This window comes from Pseudomonas sp. (assembly GCF_050739655.1).
Classification (GTDB): Bacteria; Pseudomonadota; Gammaproteobacteria; order Pseudomonadales; family Pseudomonadaceae; genus Aquipseudomonas.
The window spans coordinates 1-3,168 of the sequence record NZ_JBOIBY010000502.1 but is presented as its reverse complement, the minus strand read 5'-3'; the positions used below and the strand labels follow the sequence as shown (position 1 = coordinate 3,168).

Annotated in this window: 4 protein-coding genes; all 4 read right to left on the bottom strand. The window is 57.0% G+C overall.

The window, feature by feature from the left end; genetic code table 11:
• Window positions 1–178 precede the first annotated feature (178 nt).
• Genes ACRESJ_RS23955 through ACRESJ_RS23940 form a run of 4 tightly spaced genes read right to left on the bottom strand, consistent with a single transcriptional unit; the run spans window position 179 to window position 2,996 of the window.
• Window positions 179–874: a DUF2786 domain-containing protein gene (locus tag ACRESJ_RS23955; protein ID WP_431760123.1), complete on the bottom strand. Its 696-nt coding sequence runs from the start codon at window positions 872–874 to the stop codon at window positions 179–181.
• 1 nt (window position 875) lies between these two features.
• Entirely contained in the window at window positions 876–1,499 is a 624-nt protein-coding gene (locus ACRESJ_RS23950; protein WP_431760122.1) for a DUF3164 family protein, read from the bottom strand.
• Complete coding sequence (locus ACRESJ_RS23945; RefSeq protein ID WP_431760121.1) at window positions 1,496–1,813, bottom strand: hypothetical protein; 318 nt, start codon at window positions 1,811–1,813, stop codon at window positions 1,496–1,498. The genes ACRESJ_RS23950 and ACRESJ_RS23945 overlap by 4 nt, the downstream gene beginning before the upstream one ends.
• 1 nt (window position 1,814) lies before the next feature.
• Window positions 1,815–2,996, bottom strand: coding sequence for an ExeA family protein (locus ACRESJ_RS23940; protein ID WP_431760120.1), 1,182 nt, complete (start codon window positions 2,994–2,996; stop codon window positions 1,815–1,817).
• Window positions 2,997–3,168: the final 172 nt, after the last annotated feature.

The following is a 3,168-nucleotide window of genomic DNA, read 5'->3' as shown; positions in this document are numbered from 1 at the left end:
CCTCCAGACCGCAAGCGCGGGCCGCTGCGTTTTTCGTTCCGAGCAGCATGAATCTGTTGGCGGATCTTGCTGCACTTCACGTGGTTGCCAACGATGCGAGGCCGATTGCACTGATCGCAGACGGATTGGAACTCCAACACGCCGGAAGTGAGTTTGCCGGTGCTTGTCGAGGCCATGGTCAAACCCCCATCGTCAACAGCGCACGGGGTTGATGCCCCACGGCCTGGTGCAATTGAGCCGACTTGCCAGCTGCATACCCCGCAGAAATGGCGCCTTCGTCTCTGGCCCTCACTCGGCGACGCTTGAGTTCTGCCTTTTCCAGATCCGGGTGGTGTTTTGCCATGTACGCCTCAATGGCCTCGGCGATACTGTCTTCAACACCCGCGAACTCGTCGACCTTGTGGTACACGGCATCGATCCAGCCATTGGCAAAGTGGTCACCACGAGCCACCTTCGTCGAGCGTTTGCAGCGTTTATTCTTCGGCACCGACAGGAACTCCCGCCGAGCCTTTTGCAATTGCCTCTCCAGCACCTCATAGGCATACCCAGCCAGTTCCGGTGCTGCGGCGCACCCGACGAAAATGAACCCGCCACCGGTCAGCCAGCCATGCGTGATGATCATCCGCGTACCAAACGCATGGGCACATACTTGGGCCAATCGCACACGCCAAGTCGGGGGCACACCGTCCGAGCCGGCTGCGATGTTGACCTCACACGCCATGCTGGCCAGCACATCACCCATCTCAAGGTTGTACAATTCCATCAGCTTGTGAGCTTGGCGCAGTGCAATCTCAGCCTCGTGCGGGTTGCTGGTTTTGGACTTCGCCATCTCCAGGCATTTCTTGATCTTTTCCAACAAACGATCGTCGTCCATGTCACACCGCCGCCAGATCAAGGGGAATGGCTCGGTATTCATCAGTACCGTTGATCCGCTCATAAACGCGGATGTATACGGAGCTGCCGGATACCAGAATGGAGTCCCTCACGGCCTGCATTGCGCTCTTCCAACCGGCGTCATCGATCTCCAGTCGCAGCAGATCGAGCACGTCTGAGGTTTTAATCTGGCCGTTACGGTTCGGGCTGAACACACGGTCGACGATAGCCATCAAATGGTTGTCCGCACCTTTGCTCCAGGCCTTGATGCAGTCGTACACCAAGACCTTCGCCACCTCCATTTCCTCGGTAAAAGCCAGCCGATCTGCGTAAGAACGCACCACCTTGAACTTGCCGTCATAGGTGGCAATTGTGACATTGCCTTTCTTCCCACCCATCTGCACGCCGTAGCGTTCACCGGCAATGCTGATCAGATCCGCAACATCACCAAGCGCCTTTTTCTTGAAATTCTTCAAGGCCAGGCTCAGCGCCTTTGCTTCCTGGGAAAGACCAATCGCTACCTGATCACGCAACTTGTCCTGCTCGCGCACCTGGTCAATCGGTACTAGGTGCCCAACAGCGTTACGGACAAAGCCTGCCGGAATGTTGATGTCAGTCATGCTCATTGATCCTGCTCCTTCACCAAAGTGAACCAAACAACACCTACACCGCGAATCGTTGCCGTATTGCGCGCAAATCGCCCTTCAGCGACGCAACGTACGCCGCGAAGCTCATGGGCAAATCGCCGCGACAGCAGATCCAAACTGTGGTGATCGACGAAAATTTTGTTGTCCGAAAGCACCAGTGCCTTGATGACGATCCCCGCGTCACGCATGTCGCGGGTCAGGCTATTAAAAGTCGCCAGCTTGGTCGGAAATTCCTCAGTGAGAATGCTCAACGGCCGTATTACTGCCGGTGGCACCAGGTGCAATGCGACCATCTCACACCCCCTTCACAACGTCGGCGGTGACGATTGGCACGCCTAGCTGGGTCGCCAGATTCATTGCTGCAATCACCAGGTTGCCGATGGCCAGCGGGTACAACAACGACACCGTTTCGTCACGGCCACCACGCTTGCTCGGCTGAGACAGTCGTGCAGCAATGGCTTGAATTCCGCTGGCGTCAATGACTTCACCCAGTACCTTGCCAGCACGGTCAAACCGGAACTTCAAGAACTCTTCCAAACGGCTGCCTTCGACGGGCGTTAGGATGACGCGCTCGCAACGCTGCACCACTTCACGCACATCGGCGTTACGTTCGCTGAGTTTCACGCCCAGTTCCGGCTGCCCGATCATGATGATGCTGACCAGTTTGGTGAAACCGACCTCCAGCTCCAGGATGCGTTTGAGGTGCTTGAGCGTCGGGATCGGCAAGCTGTGCGCCTCCTCGATCACCAGGCAGTGGCGAAAGCCGGCCGCGTGCGATTCCTTCAAAGCTTTGTGAAGTTGAGCAAATCGCGCCTCGGGACTGCTTTTGGGTTTCGCCAGTGGTGCAACCGCAGCCATCATCGACTCGGCAATGTGGGTGCTTTTCAGCGATTTGCCCTTAACGTCATTGTCCTCCGAGGCCAGGACATAGGGCTCGATGGTGATCACAGGGTCATTGTTCTCGGCAATCCGGTTCACCAGGTCACGGCGAAGCGTGCTTTTACCTGCACCGGATTCCCCTTCGACAGCAAGGAAGCCACCGTGACGTGCCGTCTGATACATGACCTCGCGAACGTAGCGAATATCGGGACTGACCCACATGTCCTGGGCAGATTGCAGTTCATCAAAAGGATCTCGGAACAGGCTGAATGCCTTGCGTGTATTTGGCAGCAGGGTCTGCTTTGGCAGTAACATAGGTTCGTCCTCCCCGGACGGCTCTTTTTTAAGGGCCGGATCTGTCGTGTTGGCGCACGGCAGATCCACTTCTTCAAAGGCGTTGGCGATGTCGGCATCGTTGACGCCGGATTCGGTCAGGAACACACGAATGCGTCCCTGAAGTTCGTCACTGTCCAGACTGCGCGGCCACTGGCCGTGGTTCAGCAGCTGGGCGACCGTGGCACCACTGAGACTCAGCGACTCGGCCAAGGCCGATTGAGGGCGACCTACCTCCTGTAGAATTTTCTTCAGCTTCAACATCACTCACCTCCAACCGCTGCCAGCACCAGGCTGAACGGTTTGCGCATGACCTCAACAGGCCGTTTCAGCTCCGCCTCGATGGCATCCAGCTGCTCTTGGGGAATCCCCTCCGGGTATTTCTGCTGCAACCAACTGAAGCTTTCAGCGGACCAGAGATTGGCCAGGCGTGGTT